Origin of the sequence: Rhizobium sp. AQ_MP (assembly GCF_014237835.1) — a bacterium.
In the GTDB taxonomy this organism is placed as follows: Bacteria; Pseudomonadota; Alphaproteobacteria; order Rhizobiales; family Rhizobiaceae; genus Allorhizobium.
In genome coordinates this window covers 43815-68761 of the sequence record NZ_JACJVI010000019.1, presented here as the reverse complement: position 1 = coordinate 68761, position 24947 = coordinate 43815, and the positions used below count along the sequence as shown (strand labels likewise).

32 protein-coding genes are annotated in these 24947 nt (G+C 62.1%); 17 read left to right on the top strand and 15 right to left on the bottom strand.

From position 1 onward, the window contains the following. Window positions 1–61 precede the first annotated feature (61 nt). The gene (locus tag H6M51_RS25000) at window positions 62–1606 is read left to right on the top strand and encodes a histidine kinase dimerization/phosphoacceptor domain -containing protein (RefSeq protein WP_185811792.1); all 1545 of its coding nucleotides are present in this window, start codon (window positions 62–64) and stop codon (window positions 1604–1606) included. 30 nt (window positions 1607–1636) lie between these two features. Here the strand turns inward: H6M51_RS25000 and H6M51_RS21160 are convergent, their stop codons facing one another. Next, window positions 1637–3325, bottom strand: coding sequence for a PAS domain-containing methyl-accepting chemotaxis protein (locus H6M51_RS21160; protein ID WP_185811791.1), 1689 nt, complete (start codon window positions 3323–3325; stop codon window positions 1637–1639). Window positions 3326–3782: 457 nt separating this feature from the next. Next, on the bottom strand, window positions 3783–4175 hold the full coding sequence (locus H6M51_RS21155) for a hypothetical protein (protein WP_185811790.1): 393 nt from the start codon (window positions 4173–4175) through the stop codon (window positions 3783–3785). Window positions 4176–4469: 294 nt separating this feature from the next. Here H6M51_RS21155 and H6M51_RS21150 point away from each other — a divergent pair, with 294 nt between their 5' ends. From H6M51_RS21150 to H6M51_RS21130, 5 genes are all read left to right on the top strand, one after another. Then, entirely contained in the window at window positions 4470–6029 is a 1560-nt protein-coding gene (locus tag H6M51_RS21150) for a helicase HerA-like C-terminal domain-containing protein (RefSeq protein WP_185811789.1), read from the top strand. 151 nt (window positions 6030–6180) lie between these two features. Then, window positions 6181–6987 carry an EAL domain-containing protein gene (locus H6M51_RS21145; protein ID WP_246780621.1) on the top strand — a complete coding sequence of 269 codons (807 nt, stop codon included), beginning with the start codon at window positions 6181–6183 and terminating at the stop codon, window positions 6985–6987. 50 nt (window positions 6988–7037) lie between these two features. Next, window positions 7038–7358, top strand: a complete 321-nt coding sequence (locus tag H6M51_RS21140) for a YnfA family protein (RefSeq protein WP_185811787.1) — start codon at window positions 7038–7040, stop codon at window positions 7356–7358. Between the two features lie 59 nt (window positions 7359–7417). Further along, window positions 7418–7666, top strand: coding sequence for a BrnT family toxin (locus tag H6M51_RS21135; RefSeq protein WP_185811786.1), 249 nt, complete (start codon window positions 7418–7420; stop codon window positions 7664–7666). After that, the gene (locus tag H6M51_RS21130) at window positions 7663–7974 is read left to right on the top strand and encodes a BrnA antitoxin family protein (protein ID WP_185811785.1); all 312 of its coding nucleotides are present in this window, start codon (window positions 7663–7665) and stop codon (window positions 7972–7974) included. The genes H6M51_RS21135 and H6M51_RS21130 overlap by 4 nt, the downstream gene beginning before the upstream one ends. Window positions 7975–7999: 25 nt before the next feature. On the opposite strand, the gene H6M51_RS21125 is transcribed toward H6M51_RS21130, so the two are convergent. Next, window positions 8000–8635 carry a LysE family translocator gene (locus H6M51_RS21125; RefSeq protein WP_185811784.1) on the bottom strand — a complete coding sequence of 212 codons (636 nt, stop codon included), beginning with the start codon at window positions 8633–8635 and terminating at the stop codon, window positions 8000–8002. A 122-nt stretch (window positions 8636–8757) separates the two neighbouring features. Between H6M51_RS21125 and H6M51_RS21120 the strand changes: the two genes are divergently transcribed. Further along, window positions 8758–9462 (top strand): YafY family protein, encoded by a 705-nt coding sequence (locus H6M51_RS21120; RefSeq protein WP_185811783.1) that lies wholly within the window; start codon window positions 8758–8760, stop codon window positions 9460–9462. Between the two features lie 76 nt (window positions 9463–9538). Here the strand turns inward: H6M51_RS21120 and H6M51_RS21115 are convergent, their stop codons facing one another. From H6M51_RS21115 to H6M51_RS21105, 3 genes are all read right to left on the bottom strand, one after another. Further along, window positions 9539–10162, bottom strand: a complete 624-nt coding sequence (locus H6M51_RS21115) for a hypothetical protein (protein WP_185811782.1) — start codon at window positions 10160–10162, stop codon at window positions 9539–9541. Window positions 10163–10481: 319 nt separating this feature from the next. Further along, a complete protein-coding gene (locus H6M51_RS21110) occupies window positions 10482–11534 on the bottom strand; it encodes a fatty acid desaturase (protein WP_185811781.1) in 1053 nt (350 codons plus the stop codon). 398 nt (window positions 11535–11932) lie between these two features. Continuing rightward, on the bottom strand, window positions 11933–12424 hold the full coding sequence (locus H6M51_RS21105; RefSeq protein WP_185811780.1) for a histidine kinase: 492 nt from the start codon (window positions 12422–12424) through the stop codon (window positions 11933–11935). 468 nt (window positions 12425–12892) lie between these two features. Here H6M51_RS21105 and H6M51_RS21100 point away from each other — a divergent pair, with 468 nt between their 5' ends. The 3 genes from H6M51_RS21100 (at window position 12893) to H6M51_RS21090 (ending at window position 13938) form a co-directional block, all read left to right on the top strand. Further along, window positions 12893–13102, top strand: a complete 210-nt coding sequence (locus tag H6M51_RS21100; RefSeq protein WP_185811779.1) for a cold-shock protein — start codon at window positions 12893–12895, stop codon at window positions 13100–13102. Window positions 13103–13338: 236 nt separating this feature from the next. Beyond that, a complete protein-coding gene (rpsU, locus tag H6M51_RS21095; protein WP_185811778.1) occupies window positions 13339–13578 on the top strand; it encodes a 30S ribosomal protein S21 in 240 nt (79 codons plus the stop codon). A gap of 132 nt (window positions 13579–13710) precedes the next feature. Then, window positions 13711–13938 carry a hypothetical protein gene (locus tag H6M51_RS21090; RefSeq protein ID WP_185811777.1) on the top strand — a complete coding sequence of 76 codons (228 nt, stop codon included), beginning with the start codon at window positions 13711–13713 and terminating at the stop codon, window positions 13936–13938. 80 nt (window positions 13939–14018) lie between these two features. Here the strand turns inward: H6M51_RS21090 and H6M51_RS21085 are convergent, their stop codons facing one another. From H6M51_RS21085 to H6M51_RS21075, 3 genes are read right to left on the bottom strand one after another with little or no spacing between them, the layout of a single operon-like run. Next, a complete protein-coding gene (locus tag H6M51_RS21085) occupies window positions 14019–14795 on the bottom strand; it encodes a VOC family protein (protein WP_185811776.1) in 777 nt (258 codons plus the stop codon). Window positions 14796–14825: 30 nt separating this feature from the next. Next, window positions 14826–15311: a DUF1579 domain-containing protein gene (locus tag H6M51_RS21080; RefSeq protein ID WP_185811775.1), complete on the bottom strand. Its 486-nt coding sequence runs from the start codon at window positions 15309–15311 to the stop codon at window positions 14826–14828. Window positions 15312–15324: 13 nt separating this feature from the next. Then, on the bottom strand, window positions 15325–16056 hold the full coding sequence (locus H6M51_RS21075) for a thioredoxin family protein (RefSeq protein ID WP_185811774.1): 732 nt from the start codon (window positions 16054–16056) through the stop codon (window positions 15325–15327). Between the two features lie 50 nt (window positions 16057–16106). Here H6M51_RS21075 and H6M51_RS21070 point away from each other — a divergent pair, with 50 nt between their 5' ends. Next, the gene (locus H6M51_RS21070; RefSeq protein WP_185811773.1) at window positions 16107–16553 is read left to right on the top strand and encodes a MarR family winged helix-turn-helix transcriptional regulator; all 447 of its coding nucleotides are present in this window, start codon (window positions 16107–16109) and stop codon (window positions 16551–16553) included. Window positions 16554–16556: 3 nt separating this feature from the next. Here H6M51_RS21070 and H6M51_RS21065 read toward each other — a convergent pair whose 3' ends face one another. The 4 genes from H6M51_RS21065 to H6M51_RS21050 form a co-directional block, all read right to left on the bottom strand. Next, complete coding sequence (locus tag H6M51_RS21065; protein WP_185811772.1) at window positions 16557–16769, bottom strand: hypothetical protein; 213 nt, start codon at window positions 16767–16769, stop codon at window positions 16557–16559. A gap of 115 nt (window positions 16770–16884) precedes the next feature. After that, window positions 16885–17622 (bottom strand): type 1 glutamine amidotransferase domain-containing protein, encoded by a 738-nt coding sequence (locus H6M51_RS21060; RefSeq protein ID WP_185811771.1) that lies wholly within the window; start codon window positions 17620–17622, stop codon window positions 16885–16887. Window positions 17623–17661: 39 nt separating this feature from the next. Beyond that, complete coding sequence (locus H6M51_RS21055) at window positions 17662–18039, bottom strand: GFA family protein (RefSeq protein WP_185811770.1); 378 nt, start codon at window positions 18037–18039, stop codon at window positions 17662–17664. A 38-nt stretch (window positions 18040–18077) separates the two neighbouring features. Next, complete coding sequence (locus H6M51_RS21050; protein WP_185811769.1) at window positions 18078–18716, bottom strand: NADPH-dependent F420 reductase; 639 nt, start codon at window positions 18714–18716, stop codon at window positions 18078–18080. Window positions 18717–18788: 72 nt separating this feature from the next. Here H6M51_RS21050 and H6M51_RS21045 point away from each other — a divergent pair, with 72 nt between their 5' ends. Further along, window positions 18789–19709, top strand: coding sequence for a LysR family transcriptional regulator (locus H6M51_RS21045; RefSeq protein ID WP_185811768.1), 921 nt, complete (start codon window positions 18789–18791; stop codon window positions 19707–19709). A gap of 71 nt (window positions 19710–19780) precedes the next feature. Here H6M51_RS21045 and H6M51_RS21040 read toward each other — a convergent pair whose 3' ends face one another. Then, on the bottom strand, window positions 19781–20203 hold the full coding sequence (locus H6M51_RS21040) for an organic hydroperoxide resistance protein (RefSeq protein ID WP_185811767.1): 423 nt from the start codon (window positions 20201–20203) through the stop codon (window positions 19781–19783). A 144-nt stretch (window positions 20204–20347) separates the two neighbouring features. Here H6M51_RS21040 and H6M51_RS21035 point away from each other — a divergent pair, with 144 nt between their 5' ends. From H6M51_RS21035 to H6M51_RS21015, 5 genes are all read left to right on the top strand, one after another. Beyond that, window positions 20348–20803, top strand: a complete 456-nt coding sequence (locus H6M51_RS21035) for a MarR family winged helix-turn-helix transcriptional regulator (RefSeq protein WP_185811766.1) — start codon at window positions 20348–20350, stop codon at window positions 20801–20803. A 90-nt stretch (window positions 20804–20893) separates the two neighbouring features. Beyond that, window positions 20894–22219: a DUF2254 domain-containing protein gene (locus H6M51_RS21030; RefSeq protein ID WP_185811765.1), complete on the top strand. Its 1326-nt coding sequence runs from the start codon at window positions 20894–20896 to the stop codon at window positions 22217–22219. A 78-nt stretch (window positions 22220–22297) separates the two neighbouring features. Next, window positions 22298–23206 (top strand): class A beta-lactamase, encoded by a 909-nt coding sequence (gene bla, locus H6M51_RS21025; protein WP_185811764.1) that lies wholly within the window; start codon window positions 22298–22300, stop codon window positions 23204–23206. Next, on the top strand, window positions 23203–23556 hold the full coding sequence (locus H6M51_RS21020; RefSeq protein WP_185811763.1) for a hypothetical protein: 354 nt from the start codon (window positions 23203–23205) through the stop codon (window positions 23554–23556). The genes bla and H6M51_RS21020 overlap by 4 nt, the downstream gene beginning before the upstream one ends. Before the next feature lie 140 nt (window positions 23557–23696). Further along, a complete protein-coding gene (locus tag H6M51_RS21015) occupies window positions 23697–24101 on the top strand; it encodes a host attachment protein (protein WP_185811762.1) in 405 nt (134 codons plus the stop codon). A gap of 114 nt (window positions 24102–24215) precedes the next feature. Here the strand turns inward: H6M51_RS21015 and H6M51_RS21010 are convergent, their stop codons facing one another. Beyond that, window positions 24216–24923, bottom strand: coding sequence for a L,D-transpeptidase (locus H6M51_RS21010; RefSeq protein WP_185811761.1), 708 nt, complete (start codon window positions 24921–24923; stop codon window positions 24216–24218). Window positions 24924–24947 lie beyond the last annotated feature (24 nt).

Below are 24947 nucleotides of genomic sequence, written 5' to 3'. Positions count from 1 at the left end.
AACCTGATCTAAAACAACCTTCTTGAATATTATTCATTGGCATTTCAGAGGACTTATCTGCGTGACAGCCTGGGGTCCTGACATAGTGTTGCGCTGGTTCCGGACGATCCAGATCGGAAGCGTTCTGATACCGCTCCTCGGCGGCATCAGTTGGGGCGGGATTGCCTGGTTCGAGCAGCGGGCTATCGCCACTGACCACGCCGTGGATGCCGTGACCCTGGTGCGCCAGTATTCGCAGCGGCTGTTCGACACCGAAATCATCAAGCACGGTGCAGCGCTCAGCCGGGCAGCCGGCGAGCCCGCCGAGTTCATGCGTTCGGAGGCCTTTCACAGCTTTCTGGCGGGGCTCGACGCACGCAGACCGGACAATTTCGGCATGGTGGTGATCAGCGACGAAGGACGGGTGATCGCATCCAGCCGGCTTTTTCCCGTCGATGTTGCGATGGGCCCACGCGACTATGTCGATGCCATCCGGGGCGGGAACGAGATCTTTATCGACCGCCTCAAGCTCAGCCCTGGTGGCAAAGACGCCATCATCGTGGCGAGCCCTTTCATCACCAATGATTTCCGCGGTCTCATTGTTTCCTCGATCGCCACGGATACCAGCCGGACGTTTCTACGCAGCGTCTCTGCACGCGAGGGCGAGGCGGCATCCCTGATGCGCGACGACGGCAAGCTTCTGGTGCGTCAGGTGCCGGGCGAGCCGATCATGCTGGCACCCGATACACCCGCGCGGCAACACATCAGCGACGCCAATGAAGGCGTCTACGAGGCCTTGGCCGTGTCTGACGGAATCCGCCGGATCTATGCCTTCAGCCGGCTGGGCGATCTGCCGCTCGTGGCCAATTTCGGCGTTCCCCTCGGCCAGGTCTTCACCGCCACGTTGCGCAGCGCTCTGCCCGTCTGGCTCCTGATGGCCACCATCAGTGCCTTCACGCTGATCGTGACGGATCTCGCCCGACGCAGCATGCTGGCACAGCGCGAGAGCGATCTGCAGGCGCTGAAACGGGTGGAGGCGGAAAACCTTGCCCAGCAGCGTGCCGAGCTGGTGCGGGAGATGAACCACCGGGTGAAAAACAACCTCGCTCTGGTGACCAGCCTGATCAACATGCAGGCGCGGCGGGGCACTTTGGACGTCGCGGCGCTGCATATGCGCGTCCGTGCGCTGGCCGAGGTGCATGACCTGCTCTATCGCTCGAACCATGGCGAGAAGATCGATCTCGGCGAATTGCTTGCCCGCGCCTGCGATCCGGCAACGCTTCTGCCGGAGGACCGGGTAATCGCGCTCGAGGCGGTCCTGCCCAAGGGTATCGACATTGCCGCCGATCGTGCGTCACCATTGGCGCTGGCGGCCCTCGAACTGCTGACCAACGCGGTCAAACACGCCTTTGCCGGACGGGAAACGGGCGTGGTCCGCGTGAGACTTGAAACGATGGAGCCCGGCGTCGCAAGCCTCACCATCGAAGACAATGGGATCGGCATCCAGGAAGAGCCGACCCGCCGCTCCGGTACCGGGCTGGTCACCGCCTTCGTCCGTCAAGCGGGCGGCGAGATCACGAGAACGGTGGATGGCGGGACGAAATACGTGATCCGGTTTCAGGTCTGACGCACCGCACGCACCCCGAAGCCCATGCCATCATGCCGCACGCCCTGGTGACCGGTTCGCTTGTCCCGGTGAGACAGCCGACGTCTGGAAGCGGGAGATGAGCGAGTAGAGGTTGCGGGCTCCGTCTGCCAGCGATGTGGCGGCGGCGCTGGCTTCTTCGACGGTCGCAGCACTCTGCTGGGTCACCTTGTCGAGCATGTTGATCGAGGAGTTGATTTCCCCAATGCCTTGCGCCTGTTCGCGGGCGGCCATCGAGATCGCGTCGACGTTGTTGTCGATCTCCTGCACCTGGTCGACGATCGACTTCAGCGCGTGGCCGGTCTTGTCGACCAGAGCGACGCCATGGCGAACGGCATCGGCGGATTTGGCAATCAGACCCCTGATATCCTTGGCAGCACTCGCCGAACGCTGGGCGAGTTCGCGGACTTCCTGAGCCACGACGGCAAAACCCTTGCCGGCCTCGCCCGCACGGGCTGCCTCGACTCCGGCATTCAGCGCCAGCAGGTTCGTCTGGAACGCGATCTCATCGATGACCCCGATGATGTTTTCGATTTCACGCGAGGATGCGGCAATCTCGTCCATGGCCGCTGTCGCCTGGGTGACGACGATGCCGGAGGCTTCGGCATTCGAGCGCGTCTCGCCGACCAGCCGGGTCGTGGCGAGCGTGCGGCCGGTCGTGTCCTTGACCGTCGTGTTGATCTCCTCAAGGGCGGCCGCGGTTTGCTCGACGGTTGCGGCCTGGCGTTCGCCATTCGAGGCGATGCTGTTCGACACGTCGCTGATGACGGCGGCATTCTCCGATAGAGCCTGCGCGGCGTTGACAATGCCGCTCATGGTCTCGTCCAGGGCCTCGGCCGCCGTATTGACGTCCGCCCGGGTCTCTTCCAAAGCCGGATCCAGAGCGTCGAAGACGCGTACGGTGAGGTCGCCGTCGGCAAGACGCTTGATGGCCTGACCGATGATCTTCACGGCGCGCATGCGAGGCGTGATATCGGCCGCGACCTTCACGACCTTGTAGACCTTGCCGCGGGAATCGAAGACCGGCGTATAGGCCGCCTGGATCCAGACCTCGCGCCCACCCTTGCCGTAGCGGATGAAGTTTGCGGCGATGAATTCTCCCCCGCGCAGGCGTTGCCAGAACTGGGCATAATCCGAGGTTTCGACGTAAGCCGGATCACAGAACATGCGGTGGTGCTGGCCTATGATCTGATCGCGATCATAACCCATGGCCTTCAGGAAGTTGCCGTTGGCGTTGACGATGGTTCCGTCGACTTCGAACTCGATGATCGCCTGCGACTGGTCGATCGCTTTGAGGCGATTGGCGTCATGCAGGGCGGCGATCTTGGTCGCGGTGATGTCGGAGGCGATTTTCAAGACGCGAATCACACGCCCGCCATGCAGAACCGGATTGTAGGTCGCCTCGATCCAGACATCTGCGCCGGCCTTGCTTTGGCGGCGGAACTGCCCGTGCTGAAACTTGCCGGCCGCAAGATCGGACCAGAAGCGGGTATAATCCGATGACTGGCTGATTGTCTCGTCGCAGAAGATGCGGTGATGCTTGCCGACGATCTCGTCGAGACGATAACCCAGTGTCTTCAGGAAGTTCTCGTTGGCATCCAGGATCGTGCCGTCGGGGGTGAACGAGATCATTGCCTGTGAGGCCGAGATCGCATTCAAGTCCTCAGCAAGCCTATTCGCCTTCAGGTAGTTCTTCAGCATGGCGGCATCCTCAGCAGCACGACTGAGTCATTCCATCACGTTTCTCTTAATGGTTACTGAATGCCTCAAGTCAGATTGCCGGAAATGACAATCGCAATAGGCGAGCCGATGGTCGACCTCGAACGTCGGTTGAGTAAACAGGAACTGAAACAGCTTTAATCCTCGGCAGATTCCGAACCCCAGGGGAGTTGAGTAACGCCTATCGACGGCATCGTCATCGACGATGCGCGCCCGAGGTTTCTGAAGGAAAGTGTTAACGGGAAGGGTCAGCAGTCGCTGCACATCCGGGAGATGGTCGCCAGTCTATCGGCAATCCAGGATTGCATCAGTGATCGCCTCAAGCGGTGCCGGTGGCCGCCTGCGCAAGCACCAGAGCTTCAGTCCATGCTGTCACAATATGCAAAAAAGCCGCCAGGTTGCCCCGGCGGCTTTTGTCATTTCAAACCTATCGTTGAGCTCAGACGAACTGGCTCAGGCCCGGAACGGAGGCCACAACTTCGTCGACCACCTCGGCACCGGCGTATTCGCGGGCAACGGCGATGGTTTCCTTGGCGAGGGTGGAGATTTCGCCCATGCCGAGGCCCTGGGACATCAGCTGCTGGCCGAGGCCCATGATGCCGCCGCCGCCGATGGCGCTCATCAGGCCGCCGAGCAGACCGCCGCCGCCCGAACCTTCGCCATTGTGCTTGGCAACCAGCTCTGCTGCACCGGGGATGGCTTCGATCATGCGGGCGACCGGGCCGTCAGCGGCTTCGCGCTGCAGGAAGCCGAGCATCATGCCCAGTGCCGTTTCAGCCTTTTCCGGGGAAATGCCGACATTGTCGGCGATGCGGGTGACGATTTCGCTCATTCTCGAAGTCCTCCTGAGGCGATTTTGACGTTAACGTCAACGTAATGGATGTTCCTACCGAACTCAAGCGTCGCGGCCCCGAACAGGCGAAAAATGCCGGGGACTGCCGCCGCTTCAACAGCAGGGCCCCGCTCGGCGAAGTCCGCACATTTCCGCGCTGCCCCATCAGACGCGACAAGGACCGGCAGGCTTGAGCGGAACGTACCGAAACGGGACGGTCGACCGTTGTCGATGTTCCACACTCCTCCTATAAGAGCAAGCTGAAGTCCGGATGACGATGGGAGAAACGTCCGCATGCTGCAAGAAGGTTCGCTCTATCTCGGTACCAGCCGCAACCCGGACGACAGCCTGAACAAGGCCGAATATCTGGCGCTGAAATACGGCAACCGCCATGGAATCGTGACCGGGGCGACCGGGACCGGCAAGACGGTGACGCTGCAGGTGCTGGCCGAAAGCTTCTCCGAGGCCGGCGTTCCTGTCTTTGCCGCCGACATCAAGGGTGACCTTTCCGGCATTGCCGCCATGGGCGAGCCGAAGGACTGGATCACCCAACGCGTCGAGCAGATCGGCTTCAAGGACTATGCGCCGGCGGAATTCCCGGTCATCTTCTGGGATATCTATGGCGAGAAGGGTCACCGGGTGCGCACCACGGTGGCCGAGATGGGGCCGCTCCTGCTCTCACGGCTGATGAATGCCTCGGAGGCGCAGGAAGGCGCGCTCAACATCGCCTTCAAGATCGCCGACCAGGGCGGGTTGCCGCTGATGGATCTGAAGGACCTGCAGGCGCTGCTCACCTATATGGCCGAGCATGCAACCGAGCTTTCCAGCCAGTTCGGCCTGATCTCCAAGGCCTCGATTGCCACGCTGCAACGCGGGCTTCTGATCCTCGAGCAGCAGGGGGCGCAGAACTTCTTTGGCGAGCCGGCGCTGGCCGTCACCGACATCATGCGCACGACGCATGACGGGCGCGGGGCGATCTCGATCCTGGCTGCCGACAAGCTGATGATGAACCCGCGTCTTTACGCGACCTTCCTGCTCTGGCTGCTGTCGGAACTGTTCGAGGAACTGCCGGAAGTGGGCGATCTCGACAAACCGAAGCTGGTCTTCTTCTTCGACGAGGCGCACCTTCTGTTCAACGACGCGCCGAAGGTGCTGATCGAGCGGGTCGAACAGGTGGTTCGCCTGATCCGTTCCAAGGGGGTCGGCGTCTATTTCGTCACGCAGAACCCGCTCGACGTGCCGGAAACCGTGCTCGCGCAGCTCGGCAACCGCGTGCAGCATGCGTTGCGTGCCTATACGCCCAGAGAGCAGAAGGCGGTGAAGACGGCGGCGGACACCTTCCGTCCCAACCCGGCCTTCGATTGCGCAACCGCCATCACCCAGCTTGGCATCGGCGAGGCGCTGGTGTCTACGCTGGAGGCGAAGGGCGTTCCTTCCATGGTCGAGCGGACGCTCATCCGCCCGCCGTCTGGCCGGGTCGGGCCGCTCACCGATGCCGAACGGCAGAAGGTGATGGGGCTGAGCCCGGTCGCAGGACAGTATGACGTCGACCTCGATTCGGAATCGGCCTACGAAATCCTGAACGCCCGCGCCAAGAAGGCAGCCGAGGCAGAAGCCGCCAAGCGCGCAGCAGAAGAGAAGGCTGCGGGTGGCGACAGTGCCGCCGGCAGATGGACCCTGCCAGGCTTCGGCGACGAGCCTGCCGATGCCGACGGTGACCGCACGACCAAGCGCTCCGGCGGCTACCAGCGCGAGACGGTGATCGAGGCGGCGATGAAGAGTGCCGCGCGTTCCGTGGCGACATCGGTCGGCCGGGCTCTGGTACGTGGAATTTTGGGTAGTCTTCGACGCTAGCACCGCCGTTTTCGTGCAAAACACAAGAACTGAGTGACGAAAGCTCGTCCTTCTCGGCGAGATTTGTTCACTTCCGAGCAACTCTTCCTGCTATATATTGGGGATGCATTTAAATTCTCGCAGCCGCCTGCGGGAATTCACGGGGTCGAGCTTGGACAGCAGTCTGGATCACATCGTTCTGGTCAACAATGCAAAGCGCGCGCTGGAACGCGGTCGCTTCGAGCTGATCTATCAACCCATCTATTCTGTCGATCACCGCGAAGTGGACAGCGTCGAGACGCTCTTGCGCTGGCGCATTGCACCCGGTTACCTGGCCGCAGCGCAGGACTTCCGCTCGGTCTTTCGCGATCCCATGCTGTCCCTGTCGATCCGTGACTTCGTGCTGTCGACCACCTTGCGTCAGGCGGCTCGCTGGCGCGCCGAAGGCCATGACATGGGCCGCATCAGTGTGAATGCCACGGCCTTCGACCTTTGCGCCGGCGATTTCGCCCTGCGCCTCACCGACATGGTGCAGAGCTTCGGCCTGACGCCCGACATGCTGGAAATCGAAGTTCCGGAGCCCGCCTTCTATGGCCCGCTGGCCAAGCCCGTCAGCCTGGCGCTCGAAGCGCTGCATTACTGCGGCTTTGCGCTGGCCATGGACAATTTCGGCGCAACCCATGCCGGTCTTGCCGCCCTGCGGGACCATACGTTCCGGCGCCTGAAGATCGACCATTCGCTGATGCGCAGCGCGCTCACAAATCCGGTCGACAAGGCCATCGTGCGCCATGTCATCTCGCTCGGCCATGATCTCGGCATGATCGTGACGGCGGCGGGCGTCGAAAACGAAGACCAGATGGAAACCGCCGTGCAGCTCGGTTTCGACAGTGTGCAGGGGTTCTTCGTCTGCTTCCCCAAGGAAGCCGAGCTTCTGCCGCGCGTCTGTCACATCCTCAACCTGCAGGGCCGCTCGGGCTGACGCAGCCCCTGCCCTTCCGTCTTGACGCCGGCCATGGCAGGATCGACGCCATGACGCTCATCATCTACCCGCTTGCCGCCCTTGCCGAAATAGCCGGATGCTTTGCCTTCTGGGCCTGGCTGAAGCTTGACCGATCGGTGCTCTGGCTCGTGCCCGGCCTGCTGTCTCTCGCCGCCTTTGCCTGGCTTCTGACCTTTGTACCGTCGGAGGCGGCGGGCCGCGCCTATGCCGCCTATGGCGGGGTGTATATCGCCGCGTCGCTCACCTGGCTCTGGATGATCGAGGGGCAACGACCTGATCGGTTTGACCTGACGGGCGCTGCGATCTGCCTGATCGGGGCTGCGGTGATCCTGCTGCCAAGCCGGACATGAGGCGAAAGCCCTAGAATTGCAGGATGCCGGCTTGCGCATTTTCCGTATATACATAAACTATGATCATCGTCTGGGACGAACCGAAGCGCCTGGCGAATATTGAGAAGCATGGTCTGGATTTTGCCGAGCTCGATGAGAGCTTTTTTGTTGGTGCCAGCATCCGTGCGGCGAAATCGGGTCGGACGATCGCGATCGGCGAATTGAATGGTCGCATCGTTGTTGCCGTAGTTTATACGCCTCTGGGTCGCGAAGCCCTGTCGATCATCTCGATGCGGCCGGCCAGCCGGCGGGAAAGGAGCCTGATATGAGCGGGAAATTTTCATCCAAGAGGCCGCTGACCGACGAAGAAGAGGCCGAAATCCAGGCGATGATCGCCTCCGACCCCGACAATCCCGAAGTGACCGAAGAGGAATTGAAGGAGTTCCGCCCCTTCCGCGAGGTCTTTCCGGATCTCGCGGAGGCGATCGACCGGAAACTCGGGCGACCGAAGGCGGAGAGCCCGAAGAAGGCGATCAGCATCCGGCTTGATCAGGAGGTGATCGACCGGTTCAAGGCAACGGGCGATGGCTGGCAGTCACGGATGAACGAGGCGCTGCGCAAGGCAGTCGGGCTTTAAGACGCCTTTCGCCCTGCCCCATACGTCACCAGCTGCGCCACCCCTCAACCAGCATCACCAACGCCACGACCACCAGCAGCCAGCCGGCGGCCCGGCCGATCCAGATGGTAATCTGCGGCTTTGCGGTCAGCGCGTCTCTCCCCCTTGCGGCCGCGAGCGCCAGTCCGCCGTAGACAATTGCCTGAAGGACGATGGTCAGTGCGCCCATGACAAGCGCCTGACGCCAGAAAGGGCCGTATTCGGGGCGCATGAATTGCGGATAGGTGGCGAGGATGAAGAGCCAGGCTTTCGGGTTCAGGAGACAGGTGATCAGCCCTTGGGTGAAGATGCGGGCCGTCCGGTGCAGCTTCGAGGCCTCGATGCCGTCGATGACGATGGCGCTTCTGGCCAGCGTATAGCCGATCCAGATCATGTAGGCGGAGCCGATCACCAGCATGGGGCCGGCAAGCTGCGGCACGAGGGTCGACAGCGCCGTGACAGCGACAGTGCCGAAGAGCGTATGGGCTGCACCGCCGAGCATGATGCCTGAGGTGGCGGCGATGCCGGCGCGTCGGCCGCCGGTCAGGCCATTGGCGATGACGAAGATCATGTCCATGCCGGGAACGATGATGATGCCCGCTAGAAGCAGGGTAAAGAGCCAGAGGTTTTCGGCGTAGGTCATGTCAGTATGAACTCCTCGAATAGGCAGGCTTCCCGCAGAGGATGGCCTGTTTTCAATGCTTTGGAGATGCTTTAGACAAGGGCTACTGACAAAGGTGTGTCAGTTGAGGTGAGGTCTGACCCATGCGCAAGGCGTCCCGGCTGTTCGAGATCATCCAGATCCTGCGCCTTGCCGCCCACCCGATAACTGCCCAGCAGATCGCGGAAAAACTGGAGGTCACGCAGCGGTCGATCTATCGCGACATCGCGGCCCTTCAGGCGATGCGGGTGCCGATCGAGGGCGAGCGCGGCATTGGCTATATCCTGCGCCCCGGCTTCCACCTGCCGCCCCTGATGTTCACGCCGGAGGAGACAGAAGCCATTGTGCTTGGCATGGCGCTGACGAAGCGGACAGCCGACCCCGAACTGCGCGAGGCCTCGGTCCGGGTGCTCGACAAGATCGCGGCTGCCCTTCCCGACCCGCTGCGCGAGGCGATGATCTCGCGCACGCTTTATGCCTGGGGACGGGTGGCAGAGGTGCCCGAGGCCATCGACTTTGCTATGATCCGCCGGGCGATCCGCGACGAGGAGAAGCTCGATATCGACTATGTCAACGAGCAGCAGCAGGCGACGACACGGCGGATCCGGCCGATCGCGGTGATCCATTACGCCGAGGCGGCCGTCATCGTGGGCTGGTGCGAGTTGCGGGACGGCATCCGCAACTTCCGGGTCGACCGGATCGGGGACTGCCGGGCGACGGGCGCGTATTTCCGCCGAGAGGGCGACCGGCTGCGGAAGTTGTGGGTCGAGGGGTGGGAGACCGCCGGGCAGAGCGCGGGGCGTGACTGAGCGGATCGCAGGCAGGGCCCACCAAACGAAACCGCCCGCCGTCGGAGGGGCGACGGGCGTCTCGATTCAATGCGGATTAATATGTTAAGTAGGTGAACTTCGTGCCGTTCTGTTCGATTCCGGCATACTTTCCTGTTGCCTTGTCGCGAAGGATACCATCTGCGTCGATTTCGGTATTGGCTTCAAGGAACTGGCTCATGCCGGTCGTATTAAATGTTACCTTCTCACCCTTGTTGCCGCCGTCTGCATAATACAGCTTGGTCGACGTCATGGTTGACGATACCCCCATGTCAGACATGTCGTATTTCTGGACGGTGCCCTTCGCTACAGCGTCAAGATAGGCTTTCGCGCGATCGGCCTCTGCTCCTGTACCTAAAGCTGCCTCTTGCATACCGGAAAGGTCGTTGGCGTCTGCACCGACGGTCGCCGTGCCAGTCGACGTTTCACTATAATCGCCGTCGGATGTGTAGATCCGTTCAGCCTGAACCATTTGGAACAGGGTGTCTTTCTTGTCCTGCTGAGACGCGAGAGCGATGATATGTCCGATCGCGTCACCGGTTCTCAGCACGTCGTCTGTATTGCCGGTGGCGTTCGTGAACAGTTTCGCGGCGTTTGATGTTTGATCAATCGCTGCCGTGTTGAAGGTCCCGAATAGAAGCGGGATCGCACTTGCAGAAAGAGAAGCAATGCTGGATGTCATGTGCTTCCTCCAAAAATATAGACACGTCACGAGCATCCGCGAAATCGAACGGATTCATGCGGCTGAAAAAGCATTATACTTGTATTCACCATAACTGAAGACTCTTAATGAGATGTTATTTTTCTACCTTAGGTCACACCCCACCAAAAAAACAACGTTGGTCAATTAGGCTCTATTTTAAAGCCGAAGCTAGCGGCCAAGTTTCATAAATCCCTGGACCGAAAGGTTCCACTTACGGCCTTATAGTCAGCGCATATACATCAAATGGTTGCACATCTTCGTAAACAGGAAAACTGATCCATGAAGAGAGCGCTTCGCCTCAGGCGGCCACAGTCATCCGGCGTGCCTCACGGAACGACACCAAACGACCGCGGGCTTCGTCCCAGAGCACCAGTTTCACGCAGGCGAAGCTTTCCATCAGCGTGATGCGGCTGATCGACTTCAGCTCCGGGTGGTCGCGCAGGACTTCCGGCAGGCGGTAGAAGGGGATCTTGCTCGACAGGTGATGCACATGGTGCACGCCGATATGGCCGGTCAGCCAGCGCAGGCCCCAGGGCAGGTCGTAATGCGAGGCGCCGTGGAGAGCCGCATGCTGGAACTGCCATTCCGGCGGTGTCGACCAGTGGGTGTCTTCGAACTGGTGCTGGACGTAGAACAGCCAGATGCCGAGCGCACCGGCGAGCAGCACGATCGGCAGATGCACGACGAGGAAAGCATCAAGACCGGCAAGCCAGATCATCAGCGCGGCCATCACGACCATGCCGGCATTGGTCGCCATGGTCGAGATCCAGGGCAAAGCGCCATCCTTCATCATGCCGAAGGGCAGACGTTGCTTCAAAAGGAAGACCCAGATCGGGCCGATGCCGAAGAGCACGACGGGATTGCGGTAGAGGCGGTAACCGAGCTTCTTCCATCGCGGCAGGGCGCGGTATTCGGACACGGTCAGCGTGGTGATGTCGCCGACGCCGCGCTCGTCGAGATTGCCGGCGGTCGCATGGTGTTCGGCATGCGCGCGGCGCCAGTAATCATAGGGCGTGAAGGTCAGAACGCCGAGCAGACGACCGGTCCAGTCATCGGCGGCACGGCGGGCGAAGAAGGCGCCGTGGCCGCAGTCGTGCTGGATGATGAAGAGGCGCAGCAGGAACGCGGCTGCCGGCACAACGAGGACAAGGCCGGGCCAGAAGGAAAAATGAAAGCTCGCCCAGGCGCCGGCCCAAAGCAGGACGAAGGGCACAAGCGTGATTGCGAGCTCGAAGCTCGAACGGGTGATGTTGGGCTTGCGATAGGCGTTGACGATCTTCAGCCAGGCCTTTGCATCGGGCGTATCGTCTTCAGGGATCTGATCGTTGCGATAGTCGAATGCAGCGCTCACTGGCCAGCCTCCGAGATGTTGTCTTGATCGGGGAAGGCGGTGAAAAAGTCAGACACGCCGTCAGTCCAGGCGCGCGACACGGGGCATCCAGAGGAGAGGCCCGCAACAATGGTCATAGTCGAGTGGCTTTCGTCACGAGAGATATTTGCCCGGCTTCATATCGTCGGGTGCGCTCTCCTATCAGATCGCGGTACGCTTGTCGCCATGGAACTCGGGACGGCGGGACACTGCGGCATTTCGCCGGAAGACGATCCTTCCGCCCCACCCTGCCCGGCGCCAACCGGACGTGAAGTCCGCGACGGTGTCGGCCTTCACGAATGAAAACGCCCCGCGGCAGATGACGCGGGGCGAGCTCGGGTAGAATGATCAGGAACGGCAGGGTTCTGCCGTCTTGCCGATCAGCCGGCCGGCTTGATCGATTCGAGGATCTTGTTGACCGCCGCATTGTTGGCGGCTTCCGTCTCGGCCGAGGCCCAATAGGTGACGATTGCGATCTTTTCCTCGGAGAGGGTGACAACGCCGACGCCGATGGTCACCGGACCATCCTTGTCCGTGCCCTTCCAGGAGAGCGTTTGATAGGGCATGCCGTTCTGCTCGCCCTTCGATTCGGTCTGGCTGGCCGGATCCGGCTTTACGCCGTTTTCCTCGAGGAAGGCGAAGACATCGGTCATGACCTGTTCCATGTCCTCGGCGCCGGCGACGTCGAAGGAGATGTAGGTGCCGGCGTCTGGCGAATTGGCTTCAACGCCGTAATCGGTCGGGGTCGGCTTCCAGTCATCCGGAATTTCCACGGTTGCGGCGGGTTCGTCGGCCGGGAAGCTGACGGAGCCGGCCAGCGAGGCGGATGCAGTGATCAGAAGGATTGCCGTGGTGGCAAGAAACTTTTTCATCGGAATTGCCCGTTGATGAGGGATGGACACGCGCGCCGCGAGACCGACACGCAAGACGGATCGGTCCGAGGCGACACCCTCCTATCAAGCAATGGTGAAAACTGTCGTACTCTTTTTGAGGAGGATGCCAGGTATGAACAAAAGTTTTTGCCTTTTCGCATATTTGGATAAAGGATCGCAAACAGGGCGCGGCTCGTGTCGGCAAGAAAAAGTATCATCGGCAATTCAGCTTTTATCCCGCAGGAACAGTCGGTTGACCCTGATTGTGCCTGTGTGGGACGGGGCCAGACAGGGCGAATTTGCCCTTTCGACTTGTCACCGGCGGACGGAATCTCTATATTGTCGATATCGAAGATTGCGAGCGACTTTGTCTACGCGCTTACCGCGCACGCCAGATTTCCCTTCAACGTCGATAGAAAGCCGGACGAATGTCTCTCCGGCCAACCCAACGATTGAAAGGATATCGTTATGAGCACAGGTACCGTTAAGTGGTTCAACAGCACCAAGGGTTTTGGCTTCATCCAGCCGGATGAAGGCTCGGCCGACGTGTTCGTCCACATCTCTGCAGTCCAGCGCGCTGGCATGCGTGATCTCGTCGAAGGCCAGAAGATTGCCTACGACATCGTTCAGGACAAGCGTTCGGGCAAGAGCTCGGCCGACAACCTGCGCGCTGCCTGAGAATTTGTCGCTCGCCCCGCCGACCACGGATGTACCGGCAGCGGGCGCTGAGTGACGAGGGGAAGGTCGGGTTCCGCCCGGCCTTTTTTGTTTGCGCCGGTCGCAGGTCGTGCCCGGCAGTGGATTTCTCCCGACCCGATCGGGATCTTCGCCGGGGCGTGGCGCGTTTGCCTGCCGTATCCCCTCCTTCGAAACACAAGAGAAAGCGGGCCGCAAAGCCCGGAAAGGAAACGACCGTGCAAGTTCTCGTTCGTGACAACAATGTCGACCAGGCACTCCGCGTGCTCAAGAAGAAGATGCAGCGCGAAGGTCTCTTCCGCGAAATGAAGGCCCGCAGCGCCTTTGAGAAGCCGTCCGAAAAGCGCGTTCGCGAAAAGGCGGAAGCCGTTCGCCGCCAGCGCAAGCTCGCGCGCAAGAAGATGCAGCGCGAAGGCCTGCTGCCGGCGCCCAAGAAGGCCGTACGCGGCGCTCGCTGAGCCCAACAATTCCGTGCGCCTCAGGGCGCGCGGTCCCGTCCGCCCCCCCCTGGTCGGCAAGATGCCGCCAGGGACGCAGGCGACGAAACGACATGTCGAGACAGGCAGCTCTGCTGCAGGAAGGATCCGGACATGACCGCCACGAAAGACGCTTTCTTCAAGCCCGAAAAGGTCTCGCCGCAGGACAAGGCCGCGACCACCGACAGCGTTGCCCGCTCGCTGATCGCTGCGGAAGCCACCGCACGCGAACGCAAGACGGAAGCGCTGAAGGCGCTGCGCCTCGAGCGCGAGGCGCTCGAGGCAGAACAGGCACCGGCACCGAAGAAGCGGGCCGTCAAGAAGGCCGTGAAGCGCGGCTGACGCGGGCTTCAATCACCGCTCAGTTTTTAGAAATTGCAGAAAGGCCGGAGCCGCGCGATGCGGATCCGGCTTTTCGCGTCTCATCGGGCTGCCGAGGTCAGGTTGAAATAGGCGCCCTGCGGATCCTGACATGCGGCGATCCAGGAGCCACCGGGGACTGGATGCGGCCCCATCAGAAGCTCGCCGCCGAGCGAATTCACCTTCTCCACCGCCGCGTCAATGGCGGGCACGATGAAGTAGAAGCCCCAATAGGGCATGGGCATTTCGGGACGCTTCGTCATCATGCCACCAATGCCGCGATCGCCAAGCTTGAAGGTCTGGTAGATGCCCATGGCATCCATGTCGACGGCCATGTCCTTTTGCCAGCCGAAGCGGGCGGCGTAGAAGTCCCACACCTTTTCCCAGTCCCCTGCCATCAACTCGTTCCAGCCGACGGTGCCGGTGCTGCCCGGTGTGGGCCAGCTACCTTCAGAGCCGTCCTCCATCTTCGGGGTCATGATGCAGACGACGGCGCCCTGCGGGTCCGCAACCACGGCGAACCGACCGATGCCGGGTATATCTTCCGGGGGACGGCAGATCGTGCCGCCATTCGCCGCATAATCGGCAGCCGTCTGGTCGACATCATCAACGCCGATGTAACCCGTCCAGTTCGGTGGGATGCCCTGCTCCTTCATATCTTCCGTCAGCGCCATCATGCCGGCGACGCCGAAGGGAAACCCAGGCACCGCGAACGAGGTGTAGGTGAAGCCGTCCATCTGCATGTCGGTCGGCTCCCAGCCGAGCAATTGACCGTAAAAGGCCTTGGCCGCAGCGGGATCGGGGGTCATCAATTCGTGCCAGATGAATGTGCCATGCATGCGTTGTCCCTCTCTTTGTGGTACCCGGCGTCAGCCGATGCGTTTTGCTTCGCTGGTCATGAACGTGTGGAAGCTGCCATCCGGCTTGCGGATGCTGCCGGAAAAGGTTCTTCGGTCATCGTCGATGAAATGGATGGTGTCGCGATAGATCTCGGTCCGGGACGGATCCTGCATGCCTGGCCCTTCGGCCTCCAGCACCAGCGTCTGGCCATCGTCTTCCAGCCAGCCCCTGTAGATCCAGAACTTGTCCATCATCGAGCCGATCCAACTGCCGACATAGTGGCCAACACGCGGATCGTAGCCGAGGGTCATGACCATGGTGGCCGTGTCGTCACCCATGCCTCCCTGCCCTTCAGCAACAACCCATAGGCCGCCGATGGAGCGGACCTTCTCGGTCCAGCGCTTCAAGGGATCTTCCGGGTCATAGCCTTCGACCGCGCTCGAGGTGACATACAGCCATTCGCCAACGAGACGGTCGAGCACCTTGTGGTGTTCGCTTGGCTTGGGGAATTCCATAGTCTTACCTCCCTCAGTGGCAGCAGCCAGCCTTTTCGACCGGCTTGGTGACATATTCGTCCTTGCGCTTGACGAAGCTCAGCGTGCCCGTCTCGTTGCGGCCGAGCGGCGCATGATCGAGGATCATCAGGGCACCGAGGGCTTCCTCGCCGCCGCGGGCATATTGCGAATAGGTATGGAAGATTTCGCCCTTGTCGTTGCGATAGAAGGCCGAGAGGCCCGGCAGCTCGTCGAAGGCCATTTCGCTCGGGGTTTCGCGGAAATTGTAGTTCACCGAGCCGGAGGCGAGCTCCTCCTTGGTGAAGGAGACGTGGAAGTCGTAGTTGAAATCGCTGCCAAACGACGAGACCCAGGGGAAATGCCAGTTCATCCTGATCTTGTAGGCCTCGATCTTTCGAAGCGGCGCGCGCGATACGGTGACCAAGGTGACATCGTGATTGTTCAGGTGCGGCAGCATGCCGTCAATGTGATCGGCGAAGAAGGAGCACCCCTCGCAGCCGGCATCCCAGTCGGGATGGAACATGAAATGGTTGATCATCAGCTGGCTGCGACCGTCGAAGAGATCGGCGAGCGAGACTTCGCCCTGCGGGGAGTGGAAGCGATAATCCTTCTCGACCTTCACCCAAGGCAGCGCCAGACGCTCGGCATTGACGCGATCACGCTGGCGGGTGAGCTCCTTCTCCTTGGCCAGCAGGGCCTTGCGGGCTTCGAGCCACTCCTCCCGCGATACAACAGAATATTGCATTGTTCTGTTCCTCCTCTTGACATTTACGTTGATATCAACATATTTATCGCATGTCAAATGGGCCGCTGATTCCCTATTCCACCACCATTCATGTGCGCGATACGTGCCTGTGCCTGCATGCCCAGAGGGCGGCACGGGCGCTGGCGCGCCGTTTCGATACGGCGCTCAAGCCCACTGGGCTGACCAACCAGCAGTTTTCCCTTATGATGGCGCTGAACCGGCCGGAACCGCCGCCCATGGGGCCTGTTGCGAAGCTGCTCGCGATGGACCGGACGACGCTGACGGCAGCCTTGAAGCCCTTGTCAGCGCGTGGCTGGGTGGCGATCGAGCCAGACCCGAAGGACAAGCGCGGCAAACGGCTGAAGCTGACGCCGGAGGGCACGGCGGCGCTTGCGAGCGCCGTGCCCATCTGGCGCGAGGTGCATGCCGACATCGAGGCCGGCATGGAGAGCAATGCGGATCAGCTGCGCAAGGGGCTGCTGGAGGTCAGCGGCTGAGGCTTAACCAAGGCCGAGCGGCAGGGCGACAAGCGGACCGATCAGCATGACGGTCGCCATGGCAAGCGCGATCCGGTCCCGCCCTTCAAAGAGCGGGCCACGGAAGGCAGAGGCCGGATAATGGTGGCGGATCGCCATCCGGGTATCCTCATGGACCGGGGTTTCGGCCAAGAGGCGGTTGTCGTCATGAATTTCGTTTGCAGTGGTCGTGTGCATGGGTTCGTCCTCATGTGTTGGGTATGAAGAACCAACCGATTCCGGGGGAAAGTGTTCCCCCGTCGCGGGACTGGGAGGACGTCCGGGCCGGCCAAAGGGCGCCTCTTGTACCAGATCAGCGTCCCAAGGCCTCGATCACCAGACGCGCGGCCGCAGCGCCGGAATTTTGCTGCTGGCCGGTGATCAGCCGACCGTCTCGGATGGCGAAGGGTTCGAACTTGCCGTGGACGACGAAGTTGGTGTCTTCGAGTTTTCTGGCCTCCTCCTCGATGCGAAAGGGCTGGATACGCTTGCCGACGAAGCTGTCGGCAAAATCCTCCTCGCTGTCGGCAAAGCCAGTCCAGGTCTTGTCCTTGACCAGAAGCTCGCCCGTGGAGAGCTTCGTCTTCAGGAGCACGCAGGTGCCGTGGCAGACGATGGCGACGATCTTGCCGGCCTCGTAAGCGCGGGCGACGAAGGCGTGCAGGGCCTGATCATCAATCATGGTGACCATTGGCGACTGGCCGCCAACGAGGAAGATCGCGTCATAGCCGGCCAGATCGACATCGGCGATGGGCTTCGTGTTCTTGAGCAGGGCGGCATGGGCTGGCGAGGTCTTGAAGCCGAGCGAGAGGATGTCATGGGCGGAATAGCCCGAGGCATCCTCCGGATCGGAATAGGCGTCGGCGACGAGATCGCCACCCTTGGGGCTCACGATGTCGATCGCGTAACCCGCCTCGTGGAAGGCCCAGTAAGGATGGGTGAGTTCGGCCCACCAGAAACCGATCGGCCAGCCAGTCGTGGGTGAGATGCCGGGATTGGCGGCGATGATGAGAATGCGGCGCGCAGGGGCATTGCCAGCGGAATGGCTCATGGCGGTCTCCATTTGTGTTAAGGGGCAGGTATTGGACGCTCAGGTCGCAACAGCCGGCAGGTCGTACCAGTCGGGTTTCGAGTCAGCCCAGAGGTTCTTGATGATGCGACGGCCGGTCGGGCCTTCGATCATTCCGGCGGATATCAGCCAGCGGCCGGCCTCCGTCACCTCCTTCAGCACGCGGGCGCCGCAGGTGGCGCAGAAGGCGCGGCGGGCGGCGGCGGAAGATTGATACCAGACGAGATGCTCGGCGCCTGACACCTCGACGTCTACGACAGGAACGGCAAGGAAGGCGTTGAAATTGCCGTGCATCTTCTGGCAGTCGTCGCAGTGGCAGGCCAGCACGCCGGCAGCCGTTGCAGGCAGCGTCAGATGAACCTTGCCGCAATGGCAGCGGGCGTTCAGGCGATCGGTCATGGTCTCTTTCCCTTGGTAATCTCGTTAAACGGGCCGGCTCAGGTCGCCGGGCTGACGGCGGCGAGCGCCCAGTTCCGCCCCTTGCCGCGCAGCAGGGCCTGGTTGATCCAGACCATGGCGAGCGGTTCGAGCAGGCGTGCGCGTTTGAGTGCGCCCGCGTCAAAGGGTTCGAAACCGAGATCCCGAAGCAGGATCGCAACGGCAGCCTTGGCCGCCTCGTCGTCGCCGGCCATGAACTGCGCCGGGCGATGCGGCAAGCTCACATTGTCCTGCATGATCTCGGCACCGACCTGGTTGAGGGTCTTCACGACACGGGCGCCGGGCAGCCAGGACTGCACCTGTTCTGCGCCGCTCGTCGTATGGCCCATCGCGAGCGACAGGGCGCCGTCGATCATGGCCAGTGGGTTCATGCAGTCGATGACGATCTTGCCGGAGAGATCGCCCAGCGCCTTCACCGCGACTTCCGCCTTGTCCCAGGGCAGCGCGAGAACGACGATCTCGGCTGTCTGCGCAGCCTGGGCAGGATCGAGAAGACGGGCGCAGACCTCCCCTGCGAGGGCCAGGAGGTCGGGGCGGGCGACGTCGCGCACGCCGAGCGTCACCTGATGGCCCCTGCCCTTCAGGCCACGGGCAATGGCGCTGCCGACATTGCCGGTTCCGATGATGGCGATCTGCATGACCTTCTCCTTGCGCATTCGATGGAGAAAGAGATACGACATGGATGATTGGCAGAAAATCGAAATCGGATCATGTCTGACTTAAGCCAAACCGAACTCAGAAAGCTTGACCTGACCCTGCTTCTGGTTTTTCTCGGCCTCCTGCGCCATCGCAAGGCCGCCGCCGTAGCCGGAGAACTGGGGCTGACGCAATCGGCGATCAGCCAGGCCCTGAAGCGACTTCGGGACGTGTTTCGCGACGAGCTCTTTCTGCGCCGGCCGCATGGCATGGAGCCGACGGCGGCAGCACTTGCGCTGGAAGTGCCGGTCGCCCAGGCGGTTGCCGCGCTGCGCGGTGCGCTGACGGTGACACGCAGCTTCGACCCGGCAACGGCCGACGGCGTGGTCCGGATCGCCGCGCTCGATTCCGAACAGGCGGTCATCATGCCGCGCTTTGCAGCCCGCATACGGCAGATGGCACCGCAGCTTCGCCTCTCGGTGCTGCCGCTTGGACGGCGCGACGCGATCGAGGCGCTGGGAGACGGCCGGGCCGACATGGCGCTCGGCTTTCTCTGGGATGCGCCGGACAGCCTTTCCAGACGCAGTCTCTATCAGGAGAGTTTTCTGGTGGCCGGGCTGGCCCGTGCCCTGCCGGAGGCGCCGCGGATTTCGCTCGATGCCTATTGTGCGGCCGAGCATGTGCTGGTTGCGCCCGGCGGCGATCTGACCGGCATTGCCGATCGGACGCTTGAGGCGATGGGGCGGAGCCGGCGGATCGTGCTCGGCCTGCCGTCCTTTCTGCCGGCGCTGGCGGCCGTTGCGCAGTCCGGCGCGATCGTCACGCTGCCGCGCAGGGTGGCGCAGGATTTTGCATCCGGCTTTGGCCTGGTCACCGCAGAACCGCCGATCGATATCAGGCGCTTTCCCGTTTCCGCCTTCTGGCACCGGCGCAATGACAGCGACCCGCTGACGCAATGGCTTGTGGCGGAGCTGGTAACGACGCTCGATTCCTGATCCGGGACGAGAAAAAGGCCGGCGCGAGGCCGGCCTTCGGGCGGTGGATGGAATCGTCGGCTGTCTACCGATCAGATGACCGAGACCGGCACTTCGGTGGAGGTGCGCATGGCGTGGCTGTAGGGGCAGACGATGTGGGCGGCGGCAACCAGCTTCTCGGCCAGCTCGCGCTCCATGCCCGGGATTTCAACCGAGAGCTTCACTTCAATCCCGAAGCCGGTGCCGTCCTCGCGCGGACCGATCCCGACGTCTGCTGAGACCTTGGCGTTTTCCGGAATGGTTGCCTTCTCCTTGCGGGCGACGGCCTTCAGAGCGCCGAGGAAGCAGGCGGAATAGCCGACGGCAAAGAGCTGCTCGGGATTGGTACCGGTGGCGCCGTCGCCGCCGAGTTCCTTCGGGGTGGTCAGCGTCACATCGAGAACGCCGTTGTCGGAGGCGCCGTGACCGGAACGGCCGCCGGTGGCATGACCGTGAGCGGTGTAAAGAATTGCCATGAGGTGTTCTCCTTGTTTTGGGGTTGGTGAGTTTCTATATAGAGCACAATTGAATTGTGCGCAATTGTTTTTTGCGCATTGAAATTCGGGCCGCTTTTGGCCACTGTGGAAACAATAGAAGCCCAAGGGGGTTCATCAAGAGCCATGGACGACGAAACACTCGAAAAGGAACTCAGGCTGGACAAGCAGCTGTGCTTCGCCCTTTACGGCGCCGCGCATGCCTTCACACGCGCCTACAAGCCGCTTCTCTCCCCTCTGGGGCTCACCTATCCGCAATATGTGGTGATGATGGCGCTGTGGGAGGAGGACGATATCTCGGTCAAGTCGCTCGGCGAAAAGGTGGGCCTCGATTCGGGTACGCTCTCGCCGCTTCTCAAGCGCCTCGAACAGATCCGCTATGTGTCGCGGCGCCGGGACGCGGCCGACGAACGCGTGGTGTTCATCACGCTAACGGAGGAAGGGCGCGCCCTGAAGGAACGAGCGCTCGAAGTCTTTGCGACACTCGGCAACCAGATCGGCTGCGACATCTCCGAGATCGAGAGCCTGCGAGACAGTCTCAAGCGGCTGAAAGGACATCTGGAGGCGATTGGCGGGGACTGACCGTCGAGCGGCGATCGCGATGTCTTGCCGAAACGCCTGGTTGACGCTCGACCTCACGGAGCAAAGTGCTGTCTTGAACGTCGTGGAACAATGGACAAGGCGCGCAATCTCTTCGACATCGTCCGGGGTCAGCTCTGGCTCCTGCCCCTGATCTTTTCCTGCCTCGCGGCCATTCTGGCAATCCTGCTGATCACCTACGGTCATCTGGTGGCCCCCAATGTGGTGCGCGAGGCATGGTGGCTCTACAGCGGCGAGGCAGAGACGGCGCGGCAGTTGCTGAGCAGCCTGCTCTCGGGTCTCATGACCATGACCTCGCTGGTGATCTCGGTGCCCTTCGTCATCCTGACGCTTGCGGCCAACCAGCTCGGCCTACGCCTGATTTCACACTTCATGGCCGACCGGCAGATCCAGGCCGTGCTCGGCCTGTTCATCGGCACCATTCTCTATCTGATCCTCGTATTGCGGACGATTGCCGACACGCTCGGGAAAGACGGGGTGCCGCATCTGGCAATTTCGGCCGGCAACCTGCTGACCGTCGTGTGCCTGATGGCGCTGCTCTTTTACATCCACAAGGTGGCGAGGCTGATCATCGCCGACAATATGGTGCAGGCGCTGCACGCCAACCTTGTCGGCACGGTCAAAGAGGTCCTGCCATCAAAGCCCGACGAGCACGGCGAGGAGGTGGCACGTTTCGCCGGCCTTGGGCGCCCGATCGCCTTGCAAAAGGTCGGACATGTCCAGGTGATCGACTATAGCCTGCTCACCGAGATTGCGGCCGAAGAGGATTTGCGGATCGATGTGGCGGTCCGGGCCGGGCAATACCTCCTGGCAAATGGTGATCATTTCACGATCTTTGCCGACAAGACCGTCACGAACGAGACGATCGCCGCGCTGCGCAACTGCTTTACGGTCGGGCTGCAGAACACCACCGCGCAGGATCTGGAGTTCAGCATTCGGCAGCTGACGGAGATCGCTGTCCGGGCACTCTCACCCGGGGTAAACGATCCCTTTACGGCCGTGGCGGTCGTGGGTCGACTTGCCGCCACCTTCGAGGAAGTGCAGCGGCGGCCCCTGCCCTACCGGCAGCATTACGATGGACAGGGCGTGTTGCGGCTGATCGTCAGCCGCTCCGATTACCGCCGCCTGCTCGACACCGGCTTCCGCTTGATCCGCCAAGCGGGTGCCAGCGAGCCTCTGGTGCTGATGCGACTGGCAGCGCGGCTGGCGGATCTGGGCCATTCCGTGCGCGACGAGGTCCAGGTGGAGGCGTTGGTGGCCCAGCTTTCCGCCCTGGAGGAGACCGCCGCCCAATGCCACTCGATCGAACAGGACAGGGCCTCGATGCAAGCCCATCTTGATGAAGCGCGCGGGGTATTGGAGACGGCGAGATCCAGACAAAGAGCAGCCGTAACCTGATTGCCAAGCAGCCCGCGCCGCGGCGCGCCTCGCTGATGCCTTCATTGACCCCGAAGCAGGGGGCTGAAGGAGAAGCGCATGACATCATCAAGACCTGCCGCTAACCGCCCGTCTGCACGCCCGTCTGCAGCCATCACCCGACTTTTGCTGATAACGGTGGCGCTTGCCGGCGCAATGCTACCCCTCGGCGGCCCGGTCATGGCGAGCGAGATCATCATCGCGGCGAAGGAGGTGGAGAAGACGCTCGACATGCGGGTGGGGCTCTCCGTCATCGATACGGGCAGCGGACGCGTCACGGCCTATCGCGAGACGGAGCGGTTTGCGATGGCCAGCACCTTCAAGGCGCTGGCCTGTGCGGCAGCGCTTTCGGCCGGAGAGGACGTGCTGGCGCACAAGATCCCCATTCGCAAGGCGGATCTGCGCCCGCATTCGCCCGTGACGGAAAGACGTGTCGGCGCCCGGATCTCAACCCGCGACCTCTGCGCGATCACGCTTGAGACCAGTGACAATGCAGCGGCGAACCTCATCCTCAAGGCGATCGGCGGACCCGAGCAGTTGACCACTTTCCTGCGCCGCAACGGCGACGAGACGACACGGCTCGACCGTTACGAACCCGAGCTCAACGAGGCGGCGCCGGGAGATCCGCGCGACACCACAACGCCGCAGGCGATGGCCCGGACGCTGCAGCGGCTGCTGCTGAATGACGTGCTTTCGCCTCAGGCGCGCCAGCAGCTCGACGACTGGATGGCCGCCAATGCGGTGGCCGACCGTCTTATCCGCTCGAAGTTGCCGGAAGGCTGGCGGATTGCCGATCGCAGCGGTGCCGGTGGTCACGGCACACGCGGGGTGATTGCCGTTCTTCGGCCACCGGCTGCAGCACCGCTCGTCGTCGCGATCTACATGGACGGGCAAAGCCACAATCTTGCGGCACGCGATGCGGCGATCGCCGAGATCGCCGCGGCCATCTTTGCCGAGCATGCCCGATGAGATGGTCCGGCTTTTCCATGCTTGTCCTTTCACTCGCCTCAAGTCTGGCGTCAGGCGCTTCGGCATCGGATCCTGTCGACGAGACGGATCAGGAGCGGCTTGCCTGGCAGAAGAAGAAATGTGCGGTCTTCGAAACCGCCTTTGCCGACCTGACGGCGGGGCTTGGCACCGAGGGTACATCCGAGGCCTTTCTCGCGGGCAACCGAGCCTATATCGCAAGCGGCTGCCTCGCGGATGTCGACGCCTGCCCGGAAACGGAGAAGGACATCGCGATCGCCAACGGGCTTACCATCGCCACGATGAATGCGGGCGCAGCCTCGACCTTCAGCCCGTTCCGCTGCCGGGATTAGAGGCTGGCGCGAAAGGTCGCAGTCGGCGGGATAGGGTTGCTTCAAGAGGAACCGATGCCCCGCCAGAAGGGTTCACCCGGGGTCAACCGCGGTACGGACATGTCCCGTTCATGCCGCCCAGACCAGCAAGGAGTTCCCACATGCAAGTGCCTCAGAACACTGTCATTGCCGTCGCCGACGGCGAGAAGCTGAGCCTGTTCCAGAACGAGGGCAATGCGCTCGATATCAAGCTGAGGGCCATTCCCTCCGAGGAGATCGACAGTTCGAAGATCTCGTCCGGAGGCCGCCATTCAAGCAGCTCGGCCAATCCGGACGACAGCCAGCAGCAGGAGGACGGGTTCGGCAGCGGCATTACCGATATGCTGAACCGCCAGGTGCTGAACGGCACGATCCAAAATCTTGTGATCATCGCGGCACCGCGCACGCTGGGCGAGATGCGCAAGGGCTATCACAAGCAGCTGTCGTCGGTGCTGATCGGCGAGCTTGCCAAGGACCTGACCGGCCATTCGGTGCAGGAGATCGAGAAGGCGCTTGAAGCCGCCTGAGCCGGACACCGGAAACTGCGCCGCGGCGCATCAGATATGAACGAGGCCCCGCCATCTCTGACGGGGCCTCGCTGTTCTTCAGGCTGCGAGCACGCCGCGAACGGCCCTCTCCTGTTACTGCCTTACGATGATGCGCGCCTTGTTCGGCACGCGCTCGTAGAGATCGATAATGTCCTGGTTCATCAGACGCACACAGCCCGACGAGACGGCCTTGCCGATGGAATTCCATTCCGGCGAGCCGTGCAGGCGATAGAGCGTGTCTTCGCCGTTCTTGAAGATGTAGAGGGCGCGCGCACCGAGCGGATTGTCGATGCCGCCGGGCTTGCCGCCGTTGCGGACCGAATAGATCTCAAGCTCCGGCTGGCGGGCGATCATCTCGTCCGGCGGCGTCCATTTCGGCCATTTCTGGCGCCATTGGATGACACCCTGGCCGCCCCAGGCAAAACCGTCACGGCCGATGCCGACGCCGTAACGCATGGCGGTCCCGCCGCGCTCCACGAGATAGAGGAAGCGGTTGGGCGTATCGACGACGACGGTGCCGGGGGCTTCGCCGGTCGGATCGATGACCTGCTGGCGATAGAAGCGTTCGGGGATCTTCCAGTAGGGCACGGCGGGAATGACGAAACCGCCGTCATAGACCTCGCCATACATGGCATCGAGTTCGGGGGTGCGGCCCGAGGGAGCGGCCGGCACGACGGGGCCTTCGAGGCGGGTGCCCGGCGGGAGGGGACGCGAGGTGGTGCAGCTGGCAAGCAGCGATGCGGCGCCGAGCCCTGTCAGGGACAGAAGCGAACGGCGGGTCAAGGGAGGCGTTGAAGACATAAGGGCTATAAGATTCCTGTGGCA